Source organism: Bartonella sp. P0282 (assembly GCF_048452985.1).
GTDB lineage: Bacteria > Pseudomonadota > Alphaproteobacteria > Rhizobiales > Rhizobiaceae > Bartonella > Bartonella choladocola.
Genome location: NZ_WTFO01000002.1, coordinates 475148 through 500641 on the forward strand (window position 1 = coordinate 475148; position 25494 = coordinate 500641).

Genomic DNA, 25494 nt, shown 5'->3' on the forward strand with positions numbered 1-25494 from the left:
CTGACAGCGTCAGGTATCAGGTTAACCGGTGTGACATTGATTTCAACGTTTCTGTGAAGAAAAATTGCAAGAATTAATTCAAAACTTGGCAGAGACCAAACGTGACGCCGGACTGTTCAATTGAGCGGCTGTTTTTCAAATTATTTAATGATAATAATCGTTTTTATTGCCAAATCCGGCTATCACCTGCTGACAGCGTTCCGTCAATCCATCGAATCATCAATTGGCGGTTGGGGCGGCGCAGTTGTAACGAGATCGACATCCTGATCATGGCCGGAAGAAACCGAAAACTCTTTTTGATAGATTTGGTCTTTGTTTTTTGCAATTGCGACATAATCACCCTCGGCCAATACAAGAGTTGCATATGCACCCACCGTTTCGCGGATAATATCGCCAGAGTCATTGGTAATTGACCAACTCGTATCGGCCAAAGCCTCTCCACCCTCTTGGCGAACAAGTTTCAAAGTGACAAGTGCCGCGTGATGTTGCATTGTGGCTTCGGTTATCTTGCCGGCGTCAACTTTAATATCGGATCTGGAAATGGCGTTAGCCGTTCCGTAATTCGATACAATATGATAGCTACCCGCTTTCAACCTTATGACTTTTCCCGGTTTAATATCTGCAAGAATAAGTGAGGTATCGTCATTTTCACTATCGTCCGAATAAACCGAGAAACGTAAATATTGCGGGTTGATTTTACCTTCCGGCATGGTCGCATTAAGCTTCAAGCCTCCGGCATCCAGAACCAGAGTTTCCGACAGTTGTTGCGCCGCACTCACCGTTACGCGTCGCATAGCACTCGCATTCCCGAATGAAACATGGACAATATAGCTTCCGGGGTCGAGAGCAAAATGTGCACTTCCCCCTTGGGAAGAAGCGACAAGTGGTAATTTATTATCCACTCCATAAATCGGTTCAAAAATACGCCAAACGAGCCCGCGTGAAATGTCCATCCCCTTATCTGTCAATCTCGCATTGAGATCAAGTTTGGCCTTTTGTTGCTCAGTCTCGCTTGAAGATTGGCTTTGAGATGGCGCGCCGGTTGCGGGTTGGGGAACATTGGTTGGCGGGTTTTCTCCTTTAGGCGCGGCCTGTGGTTTGAATTTATTCTCATGATGTTGCGGTTCGGGTGCCGTCAAATTCAATTCGTGCTGTTTTTCTTCGGCACAGGCATGAGACATGCCAAAAGCTTCTGCCAAAGCAACAAGACTTGCCAGAATGGTGATCGTAGTTTTTTGCTTTGAGCGGAGTAGAAACGTCATCTGGTTTTAACTGTCAGCAGCTTCAAGTCGTTGGTGTTATGAATTAGGTAAAAGCAATCGAGTGTCACTTTTATCCGCTTGTCCGGCTATATTGAAAAGCTGGCACCGCAACCACATGAGGACACAGCATTGGGATTATTGATTTTGAATGCTTGTCCCAAAAGGTTATCGACAAAATCGATTTCCGAACCATCCATGAGAGGTAGAGACATCGAATCTATCAATATTGTGGCACCGTCTTTTTTAATTACCAAATCATCCTCTGCGGGCGGTTCGTTGACAAGGTCATATTTATAAGAAAAGCCGGAACAACCGCCTCCCTCGACGGAAATCCGCAAAGCCGTCTTGTCAGGTTCACCGGCCAGAATACGAGCTATGCGTTTGACCGCTGATTCTGTAACTACAACACCCATTATCAACACTTCCTTGCTATAGACTGTTTTCGTAAACCTGAATATCAGATAAAAGATATTTACATCTGAATCTAGGTCTCGATTGGACAAGTTACAATGGATATAGAAGATATAGGCTTTGGTTACCACTCTCGTGCGCCTTATGCCAGTGACCCGGCAAAAAGTCGTGGACGTCTGGTTTATGAGCCGGAAAGTCCGACGAGAACACCTTTCCAACGCGATCGCGACCGTATCATCCATTCAAATGCATTTCGTCGATTGAAGCATAAAACCCAGGTATTCATCGCCGATGAAGGCGATCTCTACCGCACACGTCTAACACATACAATCGAAGTATCACAAATTGCCCGCGCCTTGGCTCGTGCATTGCGCCTTGATGAAGATTTGGCAGAAGCCATTGCACTCGTTCACGATTTTGGTCATACACCATTCGGTCACGCAGGTGAAGATGCTTTAAACAGCAGGATGCAACCGTTTGGCGGGTTCGACCATAATGCGCAGGGCTTGCGCATCGTTACCAGACTTGAACATCGTTATCCGAAGTTTAATGGCTTGAACCTTACCTGGGAGACTCTCGAAGGACTTGCCAAACATAACGGCCCACTTTCCGGACCTTACGCAAAAAATTCTGCTATCCCTGTTACTTTGGCCGAATATAACAAGATTCAAAATCTGGAACTTGATAAATTTGCCAGTCTTGAAGCCCAATGTGCGGCTATAGCTGATGATATTGCCTACAATGCCCATGATATTGACGATGGCTTGCGATCCGGACTTCTAAGCCTTACGCAACTTGAAAATGTCGAATTGTCAGGTGACATCCTGCGTCTTATCAAAAACGAATTTCCGAATCTGGACCGAACCCGCACCGGTTATGAACTTGTAAGACGCCAAATAACCGCAATGGTGGAAGACGTTATAAAACATTCTCTGGACCTCATCCATCAGCTCGCACCTCACACTATTGACGACGTCCATGGTGCAGATCACCAACTTGTCGCATTCTCTCCGCTTATGACCAAATCCGAAAAAAAACTGAAACAATTTCTTTATGATAATCTCTATCATCACGAATATGTCTGGAAACGACGCAACGAAGCCGAAAAAATTGTTTCAAGCCTGTTCGATTTTTATTACGAACATCCGAATGCAATGCCGGAAGAGTGGTTTAAAACGACAATTGATCTAAGTGACAACGGTCGCGCAAGAGTGATCTCCGACTTCCTTTCAGGAATGACCGATAATTATGCACTGCGCGAATATCGACGATTGTTTGACCGCGCAACTTATTTGTCCTAAACGAAGGTGACAACAACACGGATTTCGATGATGAATATTTTTAATGAGTTCGAGCAAAAAATTAAACAATTGCTTCAGCGGTCTGATATTAAAGCAAAAGATGGTCAGCCACTTGATTTAAGCAGGGTCGCCATCGAGGCTCCGCGCGATCCGTCACATGGTGATCTGGCGACGAATGCGGCAATGGTTCTATCGAAATCTGTCGGTTGCAATCCGCGAGCGCTGGCAGAAAGAATTGTATCTCTTCTGGAAGCGGACGATGATATTGAATCTGTTAATGTTGCGGGTCCTGGCTTTATCAACCTCCGGCTGACTGACGATTTTTGGCGTAATGTATTAAAAACCATCGTAAAATCGGGTAGCAATTTCGGCCGCACAAAGCTTGGATTGGGGAAAAAAGTCAACATTGAATACGTTTCGGCCAATCCCACCGGCCCCATGCATGTCGGACATTGTCGCGGGGCAGTTGTTGGTGACGTGCTTGCAAACCTTCTCTCTTTTACAGGACATGACGTTGTAAAGGAATATTACATCAACGACGCGGGCGGTCAGATTGATGTATTGGCGAATTCTGTTTTCCTGCGCTATCGGGAAGCACTTGGTGAAACGATAGGCAAAATTCCCGAAGGGCTTTATCCCGGCGATTATCTTGTCCCTGTCGGCGAGGCACTGAAAAAAGAATTTGGCAACAAGCTTTTGGAAATGCCGGAAGAGGAGCGATTGCCACTCATAAAAGAACGGTCGGTTGATGCAATGATGCAGATGATCCGCGATGATCTTGCTGCACTCAATATTCATCATGATGTGTTTTTCTCTGAAAAAACTTTGCATGCCGATAATGCAAAAGCGATACGCAGTACGATCAATGATCTGACATTGAAAGGATATGTCTATAAGGGAACATTGCCGCCGCCGAAGGGACAGGTTTCGGAAGATTGGGAAGATCGTGAACAGACACTGTTTCGCTCGACGGAAGTTGGTGACGATCAGGACAGACCATTAATCAAATCGGATGGCTCGTATACATACTTCGCTGCCGATGTAGCCTATTTCCGCAATAAATTTGAACGTCAGTTCAATGAAATGATTTATGTATTGGGTGCAGATCATGGTGGATATGTAAAAAGGCTACAAGCGGTCGCCAAAGCTATTTCAGGTGGAAAAGCCAAATTGACAGCGCTTCTTTGCCAATTGGTAAAGCTCTTCCGCGATGGCGAGCCGGTGGTTATGTCAAAAAGAGCCGGATCTTTTGTCACTCTCCGTGAAGTTGTCGACGAAGTCGGCAGGGATCCTGTGCGCTTTATGATGATTTATCGGAAAAGCGATGCTCCGCTTGATTTTGATTTTGCGAAAGTTACAGAACAGTCCAAAGACAATCCGGTCTTTTATGTCCAATACGCGTGTGCACGATGCCATTCCACTTTCCGGAAAGCAGAAGAACTCCTTAATCTGTCGAATTTCCAACGGGAGGAACTGGTTTCGCATCTCGAAAAATTGACAGATGCCGGAGAGATTGCTTTAATCAAGAAATTGGCGGAATATCCACGTATCGTCGAACAGGCTACATTGAATTACGAGCCGCACAGATTGGCGTTTTATCTTTACGATCTTGCCTCTTTTTTCCATGGACATTGGAACAAAGGTACAGAAAATGAGGATTTACGTTTTATCAAGCTTGACGATAGAGAATTGTCTTTAGCAAGACTCGGCCTCATTCAGGCTGTGTCTGATGTTCTGTCATCCGGCTTGGGCATTATTGGTGTTGATGCTCCGGTGGAAATGCGTTGATTCCGGTGGAAATGCGTTGATAAAGAGACTTTCCAGACGGGCTTTGTAACTATGTCTTGTGTTAAGGTTATCTAACGTATATTTATGATATTAAAGCAGAATTTCAGATTTTTAAGATGAATGAGCTTAATGTCTGGCGGAATGCAATAAATACCAGATTGCGTAACCGACTATGTGGGAAAAACTATGACCGACAATGATCGCAATGCCCCCCGTCCGGAACGACCGGCTTCAGAAGAGAAAGACCCGCTTCTCGAACTTACGCGCTTGTTCAATCTGGACTTTAATGCGAATGGTGATAGTCCGACTCGCAAACCGGTAACATCCACTGTGCAGACAGGCCCATCTGAACACCCCCAGAACAGCGGTGCGGATGATGCCGGTTTGTCTTTTCTTGACGCTCAACCTCCAGTTACCAGCTCACGGCCGGCAAGTGGACTGACAAATGACAGGAACACTGCCGCGCGAAATAATGATGATCTTGATTTTCTGCCACAGGCTGAAGATTCCGCGCCTGCACCTCGCCAACAGGAACCTGATCTTCCTTTTAACGAACTTTATGACATGCCATCGTTTACCCCGCAGGCTCGTGCTACCGGTGCGCCGATAGAGCCGCCTGCAGGCTTTCCCGATATTGACTTGGACACTTTACCGGATCTTCCGATTGGAAACGAGCCGTCGCAGCCGGTTAATCCGGTAAATCCGACTTTTGATAAGCAAGCCCAATATGGAAGAGTTGCGAATAGCCCGGATTTTGTTCCCGAACAAACTACATCAGGTTTCCAGAATACGCGTTTTGGACAACCGTTAAATTCGCCGAACGAGCTTTCTCAACCGGTACCTGTGCATAATTTTTCACAAGAACTGCCTGAGCAGAATACCAACGACCAGACAACAGTTCAACAAACGGCTCGTCGGGATCCTATTTTCGATGAAATGGGTTTTGACAAAGAACTCGAAAACCTTCTCGTTAATGACCCGCTTCCTACATCCGGAGAACATTTCGGCTCGCAAAATGCGGCTGAAAATCTTGCACCGTCTACTTCACATTATAACGATCCGGTCAGACAGGCTGTAAACCCGCCGGTCGAAAATCACCAATATTCGGGTGATTTGAATTCACTCCCGAATATAGAAACCAGCGGCAATGATCCGCAGTTTCAAACACATAGAAGTCAATTCGAGCAAAATAAGCCCTATTCTGCCAACACTTATAGTGAGAGCCGTGCAACCAATGCTGCGCCTTTACCTTACGAACCTCCGCAGCAAAACCAAACCGGCTCCGAAACCGATTTTTTAAATTCGGACGATCCGTTCGGATTTGATGATGTGTTTGCGAACGACGGTCACCCTTTGCGCGAAAATGTACCACCGGATAGCGGTTTACATCATGCTGAACCGGCTGCCGCTCCGGATGCTAGACCGCAAAGCGCTGATCCCTTCGGCCTTGAGGACTTGTCGGCAGACGAAAATGCTATCGTCAATCCCCCGTTCCATGAAGCCCCGTCTCCTGTTGCTTCGCCAGAATCAAGAGATGTTCAACCGGATATGGTGAATGACGTAGCAGATATTCCACATTTACCGTTAGAAGCTCAGGAAACCGAACAACAGTTTATGCAAAGCGTAAATTCGGAAACCCGCTATGCTCAAACCGGTGAACAGGCTGCGGAAAATACGCAAGCATTAAATCCAAATCCGGATTATCCTCAACCGGCTGAAGAAAATGATGGGGTTAACACCTCCTACCCTGCTTCCGAAGAGGCGTTTGCGCAAAATTCTGGCGAAAATGATGCCAACCAGCCACCAGACGTCAATACTTATAAATTTGCAGATGAAATAGTGGAAACAACAGAGCCGGTCGATGTGCCGGAGATTCCCTACCCTGCTGAAGAACCGGCACAATCGGCTGATGCGTTAGAGAGTGAATTTGCCGATGTATTCAGCGTAGGCAACAAACAGGAAGCCACGAATACCCCCCAAGAACAGGATGATTTTTTCGCAGAAGCTTATGCTCAATCCGGTTATGGACAGGATAAAACCCGTGAACCTGAAAACGCCAGCGAAACTCTTCAGGGGCAATACCCGCTACCCCAGCCGAACGTTCCCTATGATGGAAGCGAACAAGCTTTGCTTGCAGGAAATGCGGCGTTGGAAGGACTGCAAAACCAAAACAGACCAAAATCCTTTGCACGAAAATTAACGATCGGCGGTGTTGCTTTATTTATTTTACTTGGCGGCGGCTATGCGGCAATGAAGTATTTTATGCCATCGCAAGGCGGTGGCGCTTCAACCGTCATACATGCGGATGATTCGCCTTATAAAGTACAGGCAGAACAAACCGGCACGACTAACGAAACACAAAACAATCAGGACGTTTATAATCAGGCGAACGGTCAAAATGGCTCTGAAGGCAATCAGGATAAACTGGTCGACCACTCCGAAACGCCGGAAGATTTGACTGCATTAAATGATGTACCGGACGGCGTCGATACATATGCCGACCCGTCAAACGTGGAAGATGCAATTACTGCGGCTTCAAATCAGAGCGTCCCGACCAGAGAAGTTCAATCCGTTGTAGTCAATCCTGACGGTACAATCACTCCGAGTCCGCGTTCAAATACAGCCGAAAAACAGGATAGTTCTTCCGCAACAATAAACGATAAAGAAGCAAACGCCCAAAACGGGACGGAGCAAGCCTCTTCCGATGGTACGGCTTCTTCCGAATCCGGCATGTCGGCAGCTGATTCCGAACTGACCAAGATTATCAATGAAGATGCACAGTCCAATCACGGAACGCCTGATGATAATGGTGACAATTCACAAACCGGTTCACTAACCAGTGAAAGCGTTTTAAACGGTATCAACACAGTAAACAGTCCCAAGCGTCAACAACAGGCGCAACCTATCATCACCGCAGAAACGCCCCGACAATCTCCGCCAGCTCTTCCAAAAACACCCACTCGCCCGTTAGAAACGTCAGAGCCGAAAACTACTGCTCCCGTGACAGCGAGCGTTGGCTCAGGCGGCTACTACGTCCAGATTGCCTCACAACCCACTCAGGAAGCGGCTACAACGTCAATGAATAAAGCCAAGAGCTTATTCGGCTCGCTCATCGGATCATTACCTTTAAGTATTCAACCGGCTTCCATTCCCGGTAAAGGCACTTATTATCGCGTCAGAATACAAGTAGGTCCGCGTGATGATGCAGTAAGTCTTTGTGATAAGATAAAGAGCCAAAACGGAAGCTGTTTTGTCGGAAAATAATAGCGGGTCTATTGTCACCGCAACTATTTTCCGTCGCCGCCAGACGTTTTCTAAGTTTACGCTTTTTTCAACGGACGGTATGGATTTTTATACTGGGCGCTCCGTAATCCGGACTGCTGTCTTTTATCGGCTACTCATAAAAATCAATTAATACATACAGATAAATGATAGGTATTCATCACATAATATAATCATTTAATAATTCACAATTGTAATATATGAGAATTATTTATATTAAAATAAATAATGAATCTGATATAAAACCAAATTTCTATATTTTTCTATCAAATTGAGAACGCTATTTTAATTAATTAAATAAAATTTCATATAAATAATTCATTATCAATTTTACGTGTATTTTTTATGAATAAATTAATATATTTATACTGGTTACATCCGTAATATTATTGTATGCTATTTTCTTGATTGTAAAATTATAAAAATTAAATCTTATAAAAATTTATTCTGATTATCAGCCGAAAAATATCGTACCGAATTGACGTGGATAGCGTCCCGATTTCTGTGTAAAACATGTTCGAGCATATAACAGACAAGCCGTCCAAGGAAGCGTTGTGACAATGGAGCAAACATGTTTGATACAATCATCAACGTGTTCATCAGTTGACGAGAACGGTCGCAGTAAATATTGCCCACGTAAACAATGTTGTAACCGCAAAAACTGCAAAAGCTTCTATCAGGATACGGTTCGTTAGAAACGCTAACAAGCGCGTAATTATACTGTTGGTCTTGTTGTCTGACATTGAGAGAGGCTTTCATTCATGAGAACTAAAAGTTCAATTTAGAGATAAGAACAATAGTCCTCACGGGCTATGATGATTTCTGTATCCCTTAAACGCATGGACTATTGTTGTGTTCCCTTGCTGTTTTTAATCATTATTTAATGTGCACTTATAAAAACGTTTCACAATGTTGTTCCCGGACGTGACAACTGTTCTAAAATCGTTGACACCTGTGCCGAATAAACTCTAATGTTCAAACCTTATTGCTTTGCAGAAATCACCAATTGTTAAAAGAGCAATAAGATGAACATACATTTCAAAAGGTTATTGTCATGACAGGTTCCAGTACTGTTCTTCCATTTAAAATTGAAAAAAATCCCAATCCGCTCAGTGCAGAAAAGCGTGCGGACCTATTGAAGAATCCTGGATTTGGTCGGGTGTTCACCGATCACATGGCAGTGGTGCAATGGTCAGCCGGAAAAGGCTGGCATGATGCGGTCATCACCGCTCGCAAGCCTTTCGAGATTGATCCGGCAAGTGCTGTTCTTCACTATGGGCAGGAAATTTTCGAGGGCCTCAAGGCTTATCGTGCACATGATGGCCGCATTCTTCTTTTCCGCCCTGAGGCAAACGCTGAACGTTTTCATAATTCCGCTATAAGGCTTGCAATGCCTCCTCTTGATAAGGATGTATTTCTTGCCGCCATCAACGAGCTTGTCAAGATCGACCGGAACTGGATTCCCGAAACACCTGATTCCAGTCTCTATTTACGGCCGTTCATGTTCGCAAATGAAGCATTTTTGGGCGTCCATCCGGCTAACGAGTATATTTTCAGTGTTATTGCTTCTCCGGTCGGTTCCTATTTCAAAAGCGGTACCACAAAACCGGTCAGCGTTTGGCTTGATACCGAATTCAGCCGCGCCGGCCCTGGCGGAACAGGTGAAGCAAAATGCGGTGGCAATTACGCTTCAAGCTTGCTCGCCCAGATTAATGCCGAGAAAAACGGCTGCGATCAGGTTCTTTTTCTCGACGTGGTCGAGCGTAAATGGATCGAAGAACTTGGCGGCATGAATGTATGCTTTGTCATGGACGACAATCGGCTCGTTACACCGAAACTTGACGGAACGATTCTTCACGGTGTTACGAGAAAGTCGATTTTGCAACTTGCCAAAGACAACGGAATGAAGGTGGAAGAACGCAGTTATTCCTTTGACGATTTGAAAAAGGATGCAAAAAGTGGCCACCTCAAGGAAGTTTTTGCATGTGGTACCGCTGCCGTGATAACGCCGATCGGAGTATTCAAATATGAAGGCGGTGAAACTGTCATTGGTAATGGAAATGGCGGCGAAATTACCCAGAATCTACGTGAACAGCTCATCCATATCCAAAAAGGTGAAGCCAAAGATCCTTACGGCTGGGTAAAGACTGTTAAAATTGATTGATTATACATTTAATTGAAAGTGCAGCCTTATCAGGCTGCACTTTTTTTGTTTCTCTTTACTAAACTTGCGGTATTTCCGTTAGCTCATATGCTTTAAGCGGCTTCGATCGTTCGACAATGTAACGTTGGGGTCATGTATTTTTCATAACTTTTATTCCCGACCATGAATGAACACGTTTCACGCGGTTCTCCATTCGGATATTTCCCGATAACCGTTAGCTGATCGCGAGAGATACGGAATTTAAGTTAAAACGAAGCCCGTATGTTATATCGTCTGTTGTTTACGAGCGTTAAAACTCTCCCGATAAACGTGAATAACAATTTTCCGGATGGATGCTATTCGTGTTTTCTTTAAACCACGCGGTTTTGTATGTCTGCTGGAGTGGATATAATAAATCTGAAAAACTTTTTAAGTGAACTCTTTTCAGGCCTCTTCTTTTTGCAAGAATAATAGAGAGAAATATAAAGCGCATTCGGAAGATATTATCTGACCGGTAGAAAACGCGCTTCGTTTTTAATCATCAAACAATAGTCCACTTATAGTCTATCCCTATCGTATAACGCTCTACTTCAACCGGATTCCTGACTATCCAGAAAAATAAAAAAGCGCGTTCTATTTTGAAAACGCGCTTTAAAAATAATCATAATTTCGCAACTACCGGCAAAACCGGTTTAGAAAATCACGAAAATCAATCAAACTTTGTCATATCCTGATGGCGAGCAATGATATTGCGAATTGTCCCACTGTGTGAGCGCATGACGATTGTATCCGTCTGGATATAATTTTTTGCAAATTTCACACCTGAAAGCAGGTTACCATCTGTTACGCCGGTCGCGGCAAAAAGAACATCGCCTTTTGCCATTTCTTCCATCGCATAAACTTTGTGCGGGTCGGTAACACCCATCTTGGCCGCACGGTCAATTTTTTCCTGAGTATTCAACTGCAAGCGCCCTTGCATTTGTCCGCCAATACAACGAAGTGCCGCCGCAGCCAAAACACCCTCTGGTGCGCCGCCAATGCCCATATAAATATCGATGCCTGTCTCATCCGGATCTGTCGTGTGGATGATACCTGCAACGTCACCGTCGCCAATCAAACGGATCGAGGCACCGGTTGTGCGCACGGCCTCTATAAGTTTGGCGTGGCGTGGTCTATCCATAATACAAGCGGTAATCATATTGGGCTTCACGCCTTTCGCTTTGGCGAGAGCATTGATATTGTCAACCGGACTTGCATCAAGATCGACGATCCCTTTGGGATAACCCGGTCCAATAGCAATTTTTTCCATGTAGACATCCGGCGCATAAAGCAAATTGCCTTTTTCCGCCATTGCAATAACAGCAAGCGAATTCGGCAAGTTCTTGGCGCAGATTGTTGTACCTTCCAAAGGATCCAATGCAATATCAACAGCCGGTCCTTCCTTGGTTCCAACCTTTTCACCGATATAAAGCATGGGTGCTTCATCACGTTCGCCCTCGCCGATAACAACAGTTCCGTCGATCGGCAAACGGTTCAATTCTTTACGCATTGCGTCAACGGCGGCTTGATCGGCTGCCTTTTCGTCTCCGCATCCCCGAATGCGTGCTGCGGCAACCGCTGCACGCTCGGTTACGCGAACCAGCTCAAGTGTTAAAATACGATTGAGTCCATGTAATGTATGGTCAGCCGAGTTCGACATATGATTAATCCCACCGGATAATTGTTAAAGAAAAACCAACGTTGTTTTTCAACGTTATAGTATAGCCTTTTCGCAAAGACTCCGCTTTACCGCAAGAGGGCATACGATCAATTCATAAATTATTATTGAAACATAAGTGATAATAAACAAAATAAACGCAAAAAACGGCCTTTAATTCGGGCGTTCAATGCGGATCATCTGCGGCTTATCTATAAGATGTCCATCTTCCATGATCGACATCAACGCTTTACGTACCGACGACTCGGTCGTTTCATGAGTGACGAGGACAATGTTTTTAGTATTGGGCTGCACATTTTCGGCAAGCGGCCGCTGAACAATCGATTCCAGTGAAATCGAATTCTCGGCCATCCGTTTTGCAACACTTGCAAAAACACCGATTTTATCCGTTACCGTCAAACGTATGAAATAGCCTCCCGCGTGAGCACGCATGCGAGCACGTTTATAGGGCGCAAGTGCTTGGGCAGGTGTTCCAAAAACCGGCCCGTGCTGAAAACCGGGATGGGATTTCGCTATATCTGCAATATCACCAATAACGGCTGATGCAGTTGCATTCCCACCGGCCCCCGGCCCCGACAACAGCAATTCTCCCAACAGATCGGTCTGGATGGAAACAGCATTCGTAACGCCCTGAACCTGGGCAATAACGGTTGAAGTTGGTACCATTGTCGGGTGAACACGCTGTTCGATACCGGTGTCGGTTTTCACAGCCACGCCCAACAGTTTAATACGATAACCGAGTTCATCGGCTGCATGAATATCGGCAAGCGAAATATTACTGATTCCTTCGACATAAATGTCGTCGACCGATATGACACAACCGAATGCCAGACTGGTCAACAATGCAAGCTTGTGTGCAGTGTCATACCCTTCAATGTCGAAAGTCGGATCTGCCTCCGCATAGCCCAGTATCTGCGCCTCTTTAAGACATTCCTCGAAAGAAATCCCTTCGGCAAGCATACGGGTCAGGATATAGTTACATGTTCCATTCAATATCCCGTAAACCCGCGAAACGCTATTGCCGGATAACGACTCGCGCATTGCTTTGATGACCGGAATTCCACCCGCCACGGCGGCTTCAAAATTCAGCAAAACACCCTTTTTTTCAGCAATTTTCGCAAGCGCCACACCATGGCGTGCAAGCAAAGCCTTATTGGCGGTAACGACGTGATGACCGCGTTTGAGCGCTTCTTCAACGCAAAAACGTGCTATCCCCTCTTCACCGCCAATCAATTCGACAAAAACATCAATATCTTTACTTCCAGCGAGAACCAACGGGTCATCAACCCACTCTATGTTTTGAAGATCAATCCCGCGTTCGCGTGTTCTGTCACGCGCGCTTACAGCAACAACCTCGATAGGTCTGCCGCATTGCTTGGTCAGCAAGTCCTGTTTTTCTTTCAATATCCGGACAACAGAACTTCCAACGGTTCCAAGCCCGACAATGCCGATCTTCAACGCATTTACCATTCGTCAGGCTGCCTTGTTTTTCTCGTCGGAAAAGAAGCGCTTGATGTTACGCGCAGCTTGCCGCAACCGGTGTTCGTTTTCGACAAGCGCAATACGTACATAATCATCGCCCTGTTCGCCAAATCCGATACCGGGAGAAACAGCAACGTCGGCTTTCTCAATGAGAAGTTTGGAAAAAGCCAGCGACCCAAGATGTTTATATTGCTCAGGAATTGGTGCCCATGCAAACATTGTTGCTTCCGGCGAAGGTACATCCCAACCGGCACGATGGAAACTCTCGACCATAACATCACGGCGTTTTTTATAGACAGAACGGACATAAGCAATATCCGAGCCGTCACCGTTCAAAGCATAGGCAGCCGCAACCTGTATAGGCGTAAAAGCTCCATAGTCGAGATATGATTTGACGCGCGTCAAGGCGGCAATCAATCTCTCATTGCCGACAGCAAAACCCATGCGCCAGCCAGGCATTGAAAAGGTTTTCGACATGGATGTAAATTCCACGGCTACATCAATAGCACCCGGCACCTGCAAAACTGACGGCGGTTCTTTGTCGCCAAAATAGATTTCTGCATAAGCAAGATCGGAAAGCAGGATGATGTCATTCTTTTTAGCAAAATCGACAACTTCCTTATAAAAATCGAGATCGGCAACATAAGCCGTCGGATTGGAAGGATAATTCAGAATAACGGCAATCGGTTTCGGAATCGAATGTTTGACGGCACGATCAAGAGCACGCAACAATTCTTCACCCGGAAATGCAGGCATGGAACGAATGACACCGCCAGACATAATAAAACCGAATGAATGAATCGGATAGGTCGGGTTCGGGCATAAAACAACGTCACCAGGTGCAGTTATAGCCTGAGCCATATTGGCAAAGCCTTCCTTGGAACCCAGTGTCGCAATGACCTGCGTATTGGGGTCGAGCTTTACACCGAAACGGCGTTCATAATATTTGGCCTGCGCTTTTCTTAATCCGGGAATGCCACGTGAAGCCGAATAGCGATGTGTTCGTGGATCCTGAACAACCTCGCAAAGCTTATCAACAATGTTTTGCGGCGTCGGCAAATCGGGATTTCCCATTCCCAAATCGATAATGTCGGCTCCCTTCGCTCGCGCCGCAGCCTTCAGGCGGTTAACCTGTTCAAATACGTAAGGCGGCAAACGACGAATTTTATGGAATTCTTCCGACATTTTCTAATCCGGTTCAAAAATTGAAGTTAAAGTTGTTGATAAATCAGTGGCATATACATGACTAATCCTGTTTGCCACTTTGTTCGATTTGACGAACTGTTTCTTCGGCCTCGCGGCGGGCATCATCTTTGGCTTTTGCAAGTTTGGACGCGCTGTTTGCAGTGGGACCAGGGACTTTTTTCAGAGCGGTTGCCTCGGAATCGAGTTTTTCGGTTAGAGACTGTTTTTCAGCTTCCGAAAACTGTTTTGTGGCAGCTCTGGGTTTATTGGAAAAACGAGGATATATATCCGAGTGGGATGCCCCAGCTTGTTCCGGTGCTGTAAATTCGGCACTGCGAGCACAGCCCATAGCTGCAATCGCGACCAAAGTCAGAACAACACTTTGCATTTTGTTGAAGGGCATCTTCATCTTTCTTCTATATTCCCGTCGCTATGATAAAAGTCTCACCTATCATGAGATTATCATGAAGCCAACGTCAAGAGATGTTGAACGATATTCGTCAGGTTTTGTTGTTTTCGGTGAATTGTGTGGTTAAAGTAACATATATTTCAAAAGTGAATCGTCATGTGATGACCATTTTTAATTTTTAGCATAAAATAAACGCAAATTGGTCGCCAAATAATTCACTTGTGTTTATCCACGCGTTAGGCTGGAAACATAAGCCTTAAGGCCCCCACAAGAGGTTGTTGATTGTTAGCTAGTAACGACATTTTTCCGAAAACGAACAAACAACCCTTTGTCTTATGCCAACATTTATTGCGTTCAGGCCTCGTGATCTCGTTGGTGTTGGCGTTGACTTCCTGCACGGCTAATAATAACGGGCTCGGCGTATTTGATAAATCGTCAAAAACTCCCCAAACGCAAACTCCCGACAATAATTCTATCGAGGCAAATTCGGCTAAAAATACTCAAGGCTCTATCAATTCGGCAGAACCTAATGTCAATCCGGATGCTAACGGCCACGGCAAGGATCAACCTAAAAATGTGCCTGTTCCGACCCCTTTGCCATTGTCGGGACAAAAATTGAACGAAAAACCGCAAACGGCGATGACACAGTCTCCGTTGCCCGATCAGTCAACCGCGAAGATTGGCAATCAGGTTCCGGCAGAAGTAACAGCGGGAGCACCTGCTACCACTGAAGAACCGAAACCTAAGAAAACGGCATTTTTTTCTTTTGGACGGTCAAAAGAAAAAACAGACCAGACACAAGATCCACCTGATTCCGGTCAAAGTCCGTCCTCCGGAACGTTACCGACTGCCAACAATTCGGCGTCCAACCCGTCCGTTGCCACGCCTGCAACCAATACTGTAACGCCCACGGAAAAGGCGAATGCCGGTGCGACCGGCAGTGATTCTTCACAATCGACAGCTCAATCTCCCGAAAACCGGAACCTGCCGCCCGAACATGATGCAACAAGTCAAAAAAAAGGCAGTTTGATGCGTCTTTTCGGGCGCTCCGATAATAACAAAGAAAACAAGCCCGTCGATAGCGAGACGAAAACCGCCCTTGTGCCACTGCCGAAAAAAGATCCTCACGAATATAACGATGTATTACCGGGGGTACGTCCCAATGGCGGAATTGTTATCAAACATCGCACAAGTCTTTATGACGATACCGATATTGATGCGAATGAAATTGATTCGCCGTCGCTTTATACACTTGCCTCGGTGAGCATGTACGGCCGTTCGCTTCCAAACGGACTTAAAGTCGCGCGTAAAGATGTCGAAGTTTCGTGTTTAAGACCCCAACTGGTTGCGATTTTAAAAACCATTGAACGTCGCTTCAATAAGCCGGTTATTATAACGTCGGGTTATCGTAGCCCCTCCTATAACCAGAAAGTCAACGGTGCAAAGCGTTCCATGCATATGTCTTGTGCCGCAGCAGACATACAAGTGCCGGACACAAACAAGTGGGAAGTCGCAAAATTTGTTCGTGCTTTGCCCAATAGAGGCGGAGTGGGAACATATTGTCACCAGTCAATTCACGTCGATGTTGGTCCGAAACGCGATTGGAATTGGACTTGTTCAGCAAAAAATTAAAAAAAATTGCAAACAGGGCTTGCGATTAAATAATATCCTCTCTATAAGCCGTTTCACTGCCAAGCGCCCATCGTCTAGTGGTTAGGACGCCGCCCTTTCACGGCGGAAACAGGGGTTCAAATCCCCTTGGGCGTACCAGCAGTTTTCCTCCCTTTCAGTGACAATAAAAAATAGCCGTGCAGCGGATTGTTCGGTCTGTTCCCTGCCCGATAAACAGCTTGAATATCGGCTATTATCCTGTGTTCTACGAGTATTAGCGGTACTTTCGCGTTCAAAAGAAATCCGCACTCACCAAAAGGGGAATTGCCCCTTATCCACTTGTAGCGCTCTGGACGCATATTTCAGATATTGAAGATAATTTCCCGATGCAATCGAGACATTGCATTGCCTGCCCATTCTTGTTCTAACGAATATAAAAGAATGCAGGACTCTTATTGATTTGAATTACCGGATGTTGATTCCCGTTGCCTGACTGATTCGTAAAAATCGCAATTCACTTCCGACGAGTTTCTGTCATTTCGTAATTTTTGCGCTCAACGCATGTGAAAAACAAACTCGCACTCATCGATAATTTAACACGCTTTTCAGATAAGTTATCACTTTCGTGAAAACGATTTTGAAAAGAAAAATTACTTAAAAAAAGATGCGGAGCAATGAAGAAGAAGAACAGCCGTAATATCCGCTTTCTTCCGCACTCAAGCCGTAAAACCGGAAAAGAGCGGGAATAGAAAACTAAATGATTCTATTTTGAAACTTTGCAGACGAAGGCGACAGGCAGCGACTCGAAATGAATGATTTATGTTATTGTGAACTGTAATGTCGAACTCAAGAATACGGATTTCGTCCCGATCGACAACATCGCAAGCGTCCTTGAAAATCGGAAAAAATTTGTTTTCAAGGTGAAATGGCGATCCCGACAGGATTCGAACCTGTGACCCACGGCTTAGAAGGCCGTTGCTCTATCCAGCTGAGCTACGGGACCAAAATTGTTCAGAACGATAGTTTGATTAGTGTGTCCAAGGAACCTGACGATCAGTCCGGAAGTTATCCGAATAGGAAACCTTTTTGCGTGTCATCGCGTGCGGTTCCTCAAGTTGGTAGGCTATTCCGTTCTTTGTCGCGTAGACAATAGCTTCCTCTTGTGTCTCGAACGTCAATTTGATTTGGCTACGCATATCGGCAGAAGATGTATATCCCATCAACGGATCTATCATCTTGGCTTCACTAGGTTCAAACTCAAGAACCCAAAAACCGGTATTGCGTTTTCCAGATTGCATCGCCGTTTTAGCCGGGCTGAAAATTCGAGCTACCATGATTTATTCCCTTCGGATCATGCCGTGGTCATACTATAAACTTTTACGACCACTTTGTCGCATCATCTTTTTGTCAAATCAAGTCATGGTCGGAGCGATAGGATTCGAACCTACGACCCCCTGATCCCAAATCAGGTGCGCTACCAAGCTGCGCTACGCTCCGACATTAATTAAGTTCGACGCACATTCCCTAAATTTTTCCACTGTGAAGTGCAAGCGTAAATCTCGCTTTTTTCCGATTATTCCGTAATTTTTTTGGGGCGATAACTTTTCTAAAATAATTTGATGTCAAAATCGCCTTAAAGAAAGGATTTGCTATGGCGGTACATCGGACAAGAGCAAAAAAAATCCGGCAAACTTCAAACCGAAAAAAATATTCCTCCACATTAAGTTATTTTCTTCTTGGCGGCTTAACTCTTTTGGGTGGTGCCGGTTGGTACCATAATACATACGAGACAAATGCCAACCAGAAACAATCCGGAACCCTTGCGAATTCCTCTGCCACACCTCTTCGCAAAACCGAACTTTCATCAATCAAGCTTCCGGAAATTGCTGTAAAGCCCGTTTCAAAAGTACCGGATCCGGTCACATTCCAGCCGGTCGCGCCTAAGGCTCCGATCGAAAAACCTGACCTCACTTCACCTTCTATACCCTATCGTCCGGATACAAACTTACCGCCCCAAGCGAGATTTGCCGTTAACAATGCCGCCAATGTTATTTTTGCAAGAGTGCCGACTGCGATCTATACAAAGGCTGATTCGCACTCGAAAATTGTTGCAAATGTCAAAGCAGGGCAGGAAATGCGTTCCTATGAACGTCAGGGCAATTGGCACCGCGTGGTTGTGCCCTCCACCAATATCATCGGCTGGGCAAACGGAACAAGTTTAAGCACCAGAGCACCGGATATTTCTAGTTTGATTGATGGTGCTTTAACCGGTTCGATAACCCCGTGACCGGTTTTCCCTCGTTTAATCCTGTTCCGATACGTTATTCATAACGTCAGAGACGAGTGCTTTGGTAATCTTGCTTTTTCTTTGCAATGCGAGCCTGTCGATTGCATCGACAGTTTTCCCTAGCGCAAAAAGCGACCGTTCCGAACGACTTACCAGATATTCTACCACCGAAGGATCTACCGTTATCTGCCGGTCGGAAAAAAGCTTGGAAGCAACAGAAACCAGCAACTCGTCGTCAGGCTGCCCGATGACTGCCAGTGTCACCGACCTTAAACGGCTTGTGAGATCATCAAGTTTTACCTTCCAGCTTAAAGGAGCCGATGTTGATGTGATTAACAATGTCGCCACCCGATTGACCAAACGGGCTTGTTTGACCGAATTGATAAGATGGAAAAAAGTCACTTCGTCGAGTTCGACACTATCAATATCTTCTATCAGAACCGGATTACCCTTATCAATCTCGACAATAGCCTCGCCAAGCCGATCCGGAGAAACCTGACGCGCGTTGCTGATATTTTTCCAAACACTGGAAAAATGTGTTTTTCCCGAACCGTTCGGTCCGACAAGAACTGCGATTGGCATAGGCCAATCCGGCCAGTGTTCAATGAGCTCGTATGCAGCAATATTGCTTTTGGTGACAACCAGATCATCTGAATAGAAATCTGTTGGATGCGAAAGTGAGAGCGGTAATTGCTCTAACCTTTTATTCATTCCTTTCCTCCGACTTGATCGGCTGCGGAATTGCTGCTCGGTGAATAGAGTGGTGATTCAAGATAGGTATGAAGTGCAAACCTTACAAGAACCCCGACAGCCGCAGCAGCAGGAACAGCGATCAACATACCGGTAAAGCCGAAAAGAGAACCAAAAGCAAAGAGCGCAAACATAAGCCAGACAGGATGAAGCCCTACCGATTGACCAACCAATTTCGGTTGCAAAACATATCCTTCAAGAAACTGTCCGACAAAAAACACTCCCATGACAACTATAATTCTTTCCCAATGTTCGGGATAGAACTGTACCCACGCAACACCAACCGAAAGAACAAACCCTGTCATAGAACCGACATAGGGAATAAAGCTGATTAAGCCTACGAACAATCCGATCAGGAGACCGAAATTCAAGCCTGATATGGTAAGACCTGCTGCATAATAAACGCCAAGCGCGAGACAGACAGATGTTTGCCCACGAATAAACCCTGCAACAGCCCGATCCATTTCATGAAAAATGCCCCTTACCGTCTCCAGATGGTCGCGCGGAATCCATGAATCGATTGTATTGACCATTCGCTCCCAATCAAGGAGCATATAAAATGCAACGACCGGTGCAACAACAAACAGGCTCACAAGATTAACCAGTGATTTTCCCGAATCAAGAACAGAATTGAGCACCGATTTTATAAGATCCGAACTTTGCCCCAGCAGGCCTTGAATATTTGCCTGTATTTCCGATGCATCGCTGCCGATATATCGCTTTATCCATTCAAAACTATGATTGGCGAAAAATGCTTGAATACGATTTACGTAAACCGGCAATCCGTCGCGGATAAATTGCTGTAACTGTGAAGTAATAACCGGAATAAGAATTGTAAGTGCTATAACGAGTATAAGTACGATCGCAATTGTAATAAGAACCGTTCCCCACATTCGTGAAATTCCGATTTTTTCGAGTATTTCAACAATCGGATTGAGAAAATAGGCAAGCACAATTCCAGCGACAAATGGCAAAAGAATGGAACTGAAGACGAACATGAAAATGATAAAAAAAAGCAATGTCAAGAGCCAGAATATGGCTTGCCTTTTTACGTTACCACGGAATGCAACATTGGCATAAGCCGGAATATAGACCGTCTTTTTAGGCCTTCCCAGTCTCAAACCTTTTTTGCCCTCTGACATTGCCTGTTGTTTGGAGGCGGTATCAAAATCCGTATTGCTCATAAACGTCCACTGAATTTGTTGTTTTTTAAGGATATGCAGCTTCCCGTCGCATCGTCAAGAAACAATCGTTTATATCTTTTTTTTAAGCTTGATAAAACTTGCGGGTGACGCTTGAACGTGGCATTGCTCTGACGTGTTCAAGAGCATAGTTAAGGATAAATCCGATGAGCGACACACATCCTGTTCAAAACAATCTGACTTATGCTGATGCCGGTGTCGATATTGATGCCGGAAATCTTATGGTCGAGAAGATAAAACCTGTCGTACGGACGACCCGACGTTCCGGCTCCGATACGGAACTTGGCGGTTTTGGCGGATTGTTCGATTTGAAAGCTGCGGGCTTTAAAGACCCTGTTCTTGTTGCCGCCAATGACGGCGTTGGAACAAAGCTGAAAATTGCCATTGATACTGGCATTCATGACACCGTCGGAATTGATCTTGTCGCCATGTGTGTCAACGATCTTGTCGTTCAAGGTGCAGAGCCGCTTTTCTTTCTTGACTATTTTGCAACCGGCAAGCTTGATCCTGATGAGGGAGCAGCCATTGTTTCCGGAATTGCCGAAGGATGCAGACAGGCGGGAGCAGCTCTTATCGGCGGTGAAACAGCCGAAATGCCGGGTATGTATAAAAAAGGCGACTATGATCTCGCCGGTTTTGCTGTCGGCGCGGCTGAACGTGGTACACTTTTGCCATCCAAAGAATTGGAAAACGGTGATATTGTATTGGGGTTGTCTTCCACCGGTCTACATTCAAACGGCTTTTCCCTTGTGCGTAGAATTGTAGAAAAAAGTGGTCTTGATTTTAATGCCCCTGCTCCGTTCGACAAAACTCTTTCACTCGGCAAGGCTTTACTGACACCTACAAGGATTTATGTCCGGTCTCTCCTTCACGTTTTAAAAAACCATCGCGGCATAAAAGCACTTGCCCACATTACCGGCGGCGGTTTTCCCGAAAACATTCCAAGAGTTTTACCGAAAAATCTGGCCGTCGAGCTTGATCTTTCTGCTATCGAAGTCCCTCCGGTTTTCTCGTGGCTTGCAAAACAGGGAAATATTGCAGAAAATGAAATGTTACGTACATATAATTGCGGCATCGGTATGATTGTCATCGTCGAAGCAAAAGATGCTGCCGATATTACTTCACTCCTTCAGCAACAGGGTGAAAAAGTTATTGCGCTTGGAACAGTTATTCCCCGGCAAGATAAGGGCGTTGTCTATAAAGGACACCTCGGATTATGAAAAAAAAAGTTGTAATTCTCATTTCCGGCAGCGGATCCAACATGGTGGCGCTTGTAGAAGCAACCAGAAAAGAGAACTTTCCGGCCGAAATTGTAGCCGTATTGAGTGATAACAAAAACGCGAAAGGCATCGAGAAAGCTCAAGCTTTCAATATTCCGACTCATGTTGTCGAACGTAAAGACTTCGCCGACAAGGAAGCTTTTGAAATCGCACTGCTTAATCGAATTGATGAATACCGGCCGGATATTCTGTGCCTTGCAGGTTTCATGCGCTTGATCTCACAACGTATTATTTCTCCTTATGAGGGAAAAATATTGAACATTCATCCGGCTCTCCTACCTCTTTTTAGAGGATTACATACCCACCAACGTGCCATTGAAGCAGGCGTAAAAATAAGCGGTTGCACTGTACATCTCGTCACTGAAGGGATGGATGAAGGGGAAATATTAGGTCAGGCAGCAGTACCGGTCTTGAAAAATGACACAGCCGACAGTCTGGCTGCACGGGTACTCAAAGTCGAACACCAGCTTTATCCGGCAACCTTGCGCGCATTTATCGAACATCGGCACGATGGTGTAAATGGCGAACAACAGATCATTTCGTTCTGACTTCATTTGAAGATTGTCTGCTTGTTGTAAAGCTTTTCTACTTTGTAGGAATATTCCGAACAATGATTTGAAGAGACAGCGATTACCCCCTGCCTTTAAAAACCATGACAAGCGGTGGAAAAAATCGAATTAACAAATCCTGAGTATTGCCTGTCGCGCGTATTGTCTGGTCGTAGCCGAATAATTCTTTACCCTTATCGAGATGTTCTTGCTGCGATTTTTATACCTCGAATAATAACGTCGCAGAATTTTTAAATTCTTCGGATCGGCCGTCCTGCGAAGAACAAGTTACGTCTTTACAACTTGTCAACCAATTAACCACATAATGGCTAGTGAAGTTTTCACAGGATCGTGCTGTTGTGTTAAAAACGAAAACTATATTATTCATCGGTTGCAGTTTGTTTGTTGGCGGTTGCATGTCGGACTCGCTCCAGTCTCTGCAATTGTCATCCTCACGTCCGTCAAGTGAAACAACATCCAGTATCCGGCCTTCCAGCCCCTTAAAAACCGCCAATAATGGTGATTATGAAGCGTGGCGGACAGCCTATAGCGCCTATAATCAAAAAGCTTCTGCATATTGGGACGAGATTAGCGCCAAGCGCAAGTTGCGGAATCAAAAACGCGCACGCGGACAAACTGTAGAACTTACCGATTATGTACTTACCCAGCCGCCGCTCTACACCGGACCTTCAAAACCACAGACAGGCGGTTCTTCAGCCCCATCCCGAACAATACCGGGCGTTGACGATTTTATTGCAGCATCAAAACGCGTTTATGGCTTCCAACCGGAAGCTCCCGCAAGCGAGGAAGAATTTATGCGCACTTATGTCGATGCAGCGCGTGAAATCGGCCTTAACCGTGACCAGCTCGTTTCTATCTATGCATTTGAAACCGGTGGGGATGGCAGCCACGATCTTCAATCGGGTATGATTAAGGGCAAAGCAAACGCCCGACCGGCATCGACCGCTATCGGCTATAACCAACTTGTCGCAACCGCAAGTGTGAGCTTGATGTGGGAATATGGCAACGACATTGTCAAGGAATTGCGACAAAAAGCGCAAATGGCATCGGGTGCACAAAGAATGAGATTACTCGAAAAAGCCAATGTCGTCGAACGGATGACAGCAAGGGCAAGGACAGTGCCTCACAATTGGACGGCACAGAGCGAACTTGCAAAAACCGATGCCGGCCTCGGAATGCATGCAATGACGATGGATAAAGATGTAGGTCCTCTGTTGCAAATCCATAAATTGAAGACCTCTTTAACATTTTTACGTCGAAAGGGTGTGACCCGTCCACTTTCCGGCGCCGAACTCGAAATGCTGAACCTGACCGGAGACGGCAATGGTTACGATATGGTCACAATGCCGGCACAATACCGGAACAAAGTCCCCACAGCGAATTTTTTCCTGCGCCCCGGTTACGAACGCAACCCTGTTGCTATTCGCAATAATACCGTTGCCGCTCTCATTGATGCGACGGAAAATAAAATGCAAACCAACATGCAAAAAGACGGTTCCCGAATGCTTGCCCGCATTTACCAATCAACCGCCGTTGCAAGCAATTGAATGACGCTTCAATTTTCGTGATTTAAAACATAAGCAAATATAGCTCGAACAAAAAGGCGGCTTTACGCCGCCTTTCCGATATAGTCTATTATTTCGTTCTACGCTCGTTTACTCGGCTGAAATAATCTCGCCATTATGCCATTTATACATGCCGAAAACCTTTGATGTTATATCACCGCGATCACCATAAGTTATCTCGCCAAGCGTTGTCTTGATCGGCTCGCCGGATTTGACAGCTTTTGCGACTGCTTCCGGGTCGTCTGCCGAACCCGCTTTTTCAATACCATAGGCAAGAACCTCGACTGCAGCATAACCATTGATGGCAAAGGTTTCCGGCGGAATATTCTGGGCTTTCAACGCCTTGATCGCATCTTGCGCGGACGGATTGCCTTTAACATCTATAGCATTGGTAAACAGAGATCCTTCGGCTGCATTTCCAGCGATCGACCACAATTCGGACGTGTTGAAGCCGTCGCCTCCGATAAGCGGTGCGTCAACGCCCTGTTCGCGCAACTGCTTGAGAAGAAGCCCTGCCTCGGGGTGATAACCACCAAAATAGACGTAATCGACTTTTTCCTGCTTGAGCCGACTGACCATGACCGAATAGTCTTTTTCGCCCGGTGTGATGTTACCGTAAAAAACTTCGGTTACGCCGCCTTTGTTCAAAGCCGATTTGAATGCATCGGCAAGTCCTTTGCCATAAGTGGCACGGTCATGGACGATGGCAATACGTTTATCTTTCAAATGTTGGATGAAATAGTTTGCTGCATAATCACCTTGCTGGTCGTCACGTCCGGTTGTACGCAAGACATTCCAAAGCCCGCGGCTTGAAAGTTCGGGTGTTGTCGAGGAAGGTGTTATCATCAAAACATCATTTTCCTCCAGAATATTTGAAACCGGTAAGGCTATATTCGAGGTGACCGGCCCAACCACATATTGAATACCTTCTCCAACAAGCTGATTGGCTGCAGACACGCCTTGCTTCGGCTCGGCACCGTCGTCAAAAACTTTCAACACCAGTTTTTCGCCGTTAATGCCACCTTTTTTATTGAATTCGTCAATGGCAACTTTTACGCCGTTATTTGCCTGAATACCATAGGCTGCGACGGAACCGGTAATCGGACCGATAAAGCCGATAATAATATCGGCATATGCCGACATTGTGAAAAGACTGCCAGTTAATGCCAAGGCGGAAACTGTAGAAATCAGAATTTTGCGCATGGTTCACCCTCTTTACCGAATTTAGTGGTGTTTATCTTGCATTAGAT

General features: G+C 45.6%; 19 protein-coding genes and 3 tRNA genes. 10 read left to right on the plus strand and 12 right to left on the minus strand.

Going from position 1 to position 25494, the window contains the following annotated elements:
- Nucleotides 1–203: 203 nt before the first annotated feature.
- Complete coding sequence (locus GQS64_RS07385) at nt 204–1262, minus strand: hypothetical protein (RefSeq protein ID WP_198231139.1); 1059 nt, start codon at nt 1260–1262, stop codon at nt 204–206.
- Nucleotides 1263–1348: 86 nt separating this feature from the next.
- On the minus strand, nt 1349–1675 hold the full coding sequence (locus GQS64_RS07390; protein WP_077992261.1) for a HesB/IscA family protein: 327 nt from the start codon (nt 1673–1675) through the stop codon (nt 1349–1351).
- Nucleotides 1676–1771: 96 nt separating this feature from the next.
- On the opposite strand from GQS64_RS07390, the gene GQS64_RS07395 reads away from it, so the two are divergent.
- The 4 genes from GQS64_RS07395 (at nt 1772) to GQS64_RS07410 (ending at nt 10208) form a co-directional block, all read left to right on the plus strand.
- The gene (locus GQS64_RS07395) at nt 1772–2974 is read left to right on the plus strand and encodes a deoxyguanosinetriphosphate triphosphohydrolase (RefSeq protein WP_198231140.1); all 1203 of its coding nucleotides are present in this window, start codon (nt 1772–1774) and stop codon (nt 2972–2974) included.
- Nucleotides 2975–3004: 30 nt separating this feature from the next.
- Complete coding sequence (gene argS, locus GQS64_RS07400) at nt 3005–4762, plus strand: arginine--tRNA ligase (RefSeq protein ID WP_198231345.1); 1758 nt, start codon at nt 3005–3007, stop codon at nt 4760–4762.
- A 186-nt stretch (nt 4763–4948) separates the two neighbouring features.
- Nucleotides 4949–8026, plus strand: a complete 3078-nt coding sequence (locus GQS64_RS07405) for an SPOR domain-containing protein (RefSeq protein ID WP_198231141.1) — start codon at nt 4949–4951, stop codon at nt 8024–8026.
- A 1072-nt stretch (nt 8027–9098) separates the two neighbouring features.
- Entirely contained in the window at nt 9099–10208 is a 1110-nt protein-coding gene (locus GQS64_RS07410; RefSeq protein WP_198231142.1) for a branched-chain amino acid aminotransferase, read from the plus strand.
- A gap of 688 nt (nt 10209–10896) precedes the next feature.
- On the opposite strand, the gene glpX is transcribed toward GQS64_RS07410, so the two are convergent.
- From glpX to GQS64_RS07430, 4 genes are all read right to left on the minus strand, one after another.
- The gene (glpX, locus tag GQS64_RS07415; protein ID WP_077992269.1) at nt 10897–11886 is read right to left on the minus strand and encodes a class II fructose-bisphosphatase; all 990 of its coding nucleotides are present in this window, start codon (nt 11884–11886) and stop codon (nt 10897–10899) included.
- Between the two features lie 171 nt (nt 11887–12057).
- Nucleotides 12058–13374, minus strand: a complete 1317-nt coding sequence (locus tag GQS64_RS07420) for a homoserine dehydrogenase (RefSeq protein ID WP_077992271.1) — start codon at nt 13372–13374, stop codon at nt 12058–12060.
- 3 nt (nt 13375–13377) lie between these two features.
- Nucleotides 13378–14571 (minus strand): LL-diaminopimelate aminotransferase, encoded by a 1194-nt coding sequence (locus GQS64_RS07425; protein ID WP_198231143.1) that lies wholly within the window; start codon nt 14569–14571, stop codon nt 13378–13380.
- Between the two features lie 61 nt (nt 14572–14632).
- Complete coding sequence (locus GQS64_RS07430; protein ID WP_077992274.1) at nt 14633–14980, minus strand: hypothetical protein; 348 nt, start codon at nt 14978–14980, stop codon at nt 14633–14635.
- 282 nt (nt 14981–15262) lie between these two features.
- Here GQS64_RS07430 and GQS64_RS07435 point away from each other — a divergent pair, with 282 nt between their 5' ends.
- Nucleotides 15263–16612, plus strand: a complete 1350-nt coding sequence (locus GQS64_RS07435) for a YcbK family protein (RefSeq protein WP_246798519.1) — start codon at nt 15263–15265, stop codon at nt 16610–16612.
- 63 nt (nt 16613–16675) lie between these two features.
- Nucleotides 16676–16750 (plus strand) — tRNA-Glu (locus tag GQS64_RS07440).
- A 767-nt stretch (nt 16751–17517) separates the two neighbouring features.
- On the opposite strand, the gene GQS64_RS07445 is transcribed toward GQS64_RS07440, so the two are convergent.
- The 3 genes from GQS64_RS07445 to GQS64_RS07455 all read right to left on the minus strand — a co-directional run bounded on the left by GQS64_RS07445 (nt 17518) and on the right by GQS64_RS07455 (nt 18088).
- A tRNA-Arg gene (locus GQS64_RS07445) sits at nt 17518–17594 on the minus strand.
- Nucleotides 17595–17619: 25 nt separating this feature from the next.
- Entirely contained in the window at nt 17620–17925 is a 306-nt protein-coding gene (locus tag GQS64_RS07450) for an ETC complex I subunit (protein ID WP_198231144.1), read from the minus strand.
- 86 nt (nt 17926–18011) lie between these two features.
- Nucleotides 18012–18088 (minus strand) — tRNA-Pro (locus GQS64_RS07455).
- Between the two features lie 154 nt (nt 18089–18242).
- On the opposite strand from GQS64_RS07455, the gene GQS64_RS07460 reads away from it, so the two are divergent.
- Nucleotides 18243–18878: a hypothetical protein gene (locus GQS64_RS07460; RefSeq protein WP_198231145.1), complete on the plus strand. Its 636-nt coding sequence runs from the start codon at nt 18243–18245 to the stop codon at nt 18876–18878.
- A 15-nt stretch (nt 18879–18893) separates the two neighbouring features.
- Here the strand turns inward: GQS64_RS07460 and hdaA are convergent, their stop codons facing one another.
- Both hdaA and GQS64_RS07470 read right to left on the minus strand, forming a co-directional pair.
- Nucleotides 18894–19589, minus strand: coding sequence for a DnaA regulatory inactivator HdaA (gene hdaA, locus GQS64_RS07465; protein WP_198231146.1), 696 nt, complete (start codon nt 19587–19589; stop codon nt 18894–18896).
- Nucleotides 19586–20770 carry an AI-2E family transporter gene (locus tag GQS64_RS07470; RefSeq protein WP_246798536.1) on the minus strand — a complete coding sequence of 395 codons (1185 nt, stop codon included), beginning with the start codon at nt 20768–20770 and terminating at the stop codon, nt 19586–19588. The genes hdaA and GQS64_RS07470 overlap by 4 nt, the downstream gene beginning before the upstream one ends.
- A 206-nt stretch (nt 20771–20976) precedes the next feature.
- Between GQS64_RS07470 and purM the strand changes: the two genes are divergently transcribed.
- The 3 genes from purM (at nt 20977) to GQS64_RS07485 (ending at nt 24226) form a co-directional block, all read left to right on the plus strand.
- Nucleotides 20977–22050 (plus strand): phosphoribosylformylglycinamidine cyclo-ligase, encoded by a 1074-nt coding sequence (gene purM, locus GQS64_RS07475; protein ID WP_198231148.1) that lies wholly within the window; start codon nt 20977–20979, stop codon nt 22048–22050.
- Nucleotides 22047–22658, plus strand: coding sequence for a phosphoribosylglycinamide formyltransferase (gene purN / locus GQS64_RS07480; protein ID WP_198231149.1), 612 nt, complete (start codon nt 22047–22049; stop codon nt 22656–22658). The genes purM and purN overlap by 4 nt, the downstream gene beginning before the upstream one ends.
- A gap of 416 nt (nt 22659–23074) precedes the next feature.
- On the plus strand, nt 23075–24226 hold the full coding sequence (locus GQS64_RS07485; RefSeq protein WP_210329446.1) for a hypothetical protein: 1152 nt from the start codon (nt 23075–23077) through the stop codon (nt 24224–24226).
- Between the two features lie 108 nt (nt 24227–24334).
- On the opposite strand, the gene GQS64_RS07490 is transcribed toward GQS64_RS07485, so the two are convergent.
- A complete protein-coding gene (locus tag GQS64_RS07490; protein ID WP_369805249.1) occupies nt 24335–25438 on the minus strand; it encodes a branched-chain amino acid ABC transporter substrate-binding protein in 1104 nt (367 codons plus the stop codon).
- Nucleotides 25439–25494 lie beyond the last annotated feature (56 nt).